2 protein-coding genes are annotated in these 1,242 nt (G+C 71.7%); both read right to left on the bottom strand.

Annotation, left to right across the window (positions count from 1 at the left end):
* Positions 1-748: radical SAM protein (locus FVW27_RS16300; RefSeq protein ID WP_167127138.1), on the bottom strand; the 748-nt coding region annotated here is incomplete at its 3' end.
* Positions 745-1,242 (bottom strand): 4Fe-4S binding protein (locus FVW27_RS16295; RefSeq protein WP_424991885.1); only part of this gene is annotated, 498 nt, incomplete at its 5' end. The genes FVW27_RS16295 and FVW27_RS16300, both read right to left, overlap by 4 nt.

The following is a 1,242-nucleotide window of genomic DNA, read 5'->3' as shown; positions in this document are numbered from 1 at the left end:
GCCCCGCCGCCGCGCGGACGGCGTCCATCAGTCGCGGTCCCGGTGCCTCCACGCCGCCCAGCGGCGAACCCGCAACCGGAATCAGTCCGATGCAGTTCATCAGCGATGCGCCCAGCGCGGCGGCGCGCCGGGCCACCGCCTCCACATGGGCGTCGTTGATGCCGGGCACCACCACGGTATTCACCTTCACGGCAATGCCCGCCCGCGCCAGGCGCGTCAGCCCTTCCTCCTGCCGGGCCAGCAGATGGGCCGCGCCTTCCGCGCCATGCAGCGCGCGGTCGTCATCCCCGGTCACATGGGCGTACAGGCGCGCGCCCAGTTCCGGGTCCACGGCGTTCAGGGTCACGGTAACGTGCCCCACGCCCAGCGCAACCAGCGCATCAACATGGTCCGGCAGGGCCAGCCCGTTGGTGGACAGGCACAGCAACAGGCCCGGATGCGCCCGGCGCACAAGGGCCAGGGTTTCCAGCGTGGGTCCGGGGCTGGCCAGCGGATCGCCCGGCCCGGCAATGCCCACCACCGAAAGGTGCGGCAGCGCGGCCACGGCCCGGCCCACCAGTTGCGCGGCCTCCACCGGGTCCAGCACGCGACTGGTCACGCCAGGGCGAGACTCGTTGACGCAGTCGTGCCGCCGGTCGCAATAGCCGCAGCGGAGGTTGCAGGCCCCCGCCACCGGCAGGTGGATGCGCGCGTGCGTGCCGTGCGCCCCGGCGCTAAAGCACGGATGGCGCGAATCGCCCGCGTTCATCGCGGTTTCCGCCCCATGCCGATGCAGTCCTGCGGACACGAGTCAAGGCAGTCCCCGCAGTTGGTACAGTTGGTTTCCCCGGGCCGCGTGGCCATGTAGCAGACCCTGCGGCACTTGTCGCAGCCGTTGCAGGCGTCGGTCTTGTACACCGAGAACGGCGCGAAACGGCACACCACTTCCAGCACCCCGCCCGCCGGACAGGCAAAGCGGCACCACGCGGCGGACACCGCCACGCCCAACGCCAGAATGCCCACCACCGCCCAGGTGCGCACCAGCCACAGCGGCATGGCGTGTTCGAAGGTAAGGGCTACCGCGCCGAAGAATTCCCCGGTGCGGATGGGCACGTTGACGCGCGGCTGCCCCAGCACGAAGTAGGCCCACAGGGCCAGCGCCAGCCCGCCGTACTTGCCGAAGGGCAGCAGGCGCGCGGCCAGACCGCCGGGCTTCAGGCGCAGCGGCGCGAAGAAGCCCAGCAGGCGGTTCACCGTGCCGCC

This window comes from Nitratidesulfovibrio liaohensis, from assembly GCF_011682075.1.
GTDB classification, from domain to species: Bacteria; Desulfobacterota; Desulfovibrionia; order Desulfovibrionales; family Desulfovibrionaceae; genus Cupidesulfovibrio; species Cupidesulfovibrio liaohensis.
The sequence above is the reverse complement of the archived record's forward strand: the minus strand, read 5'-3'. Positions and strand labels throughout refer to the sequence as shown.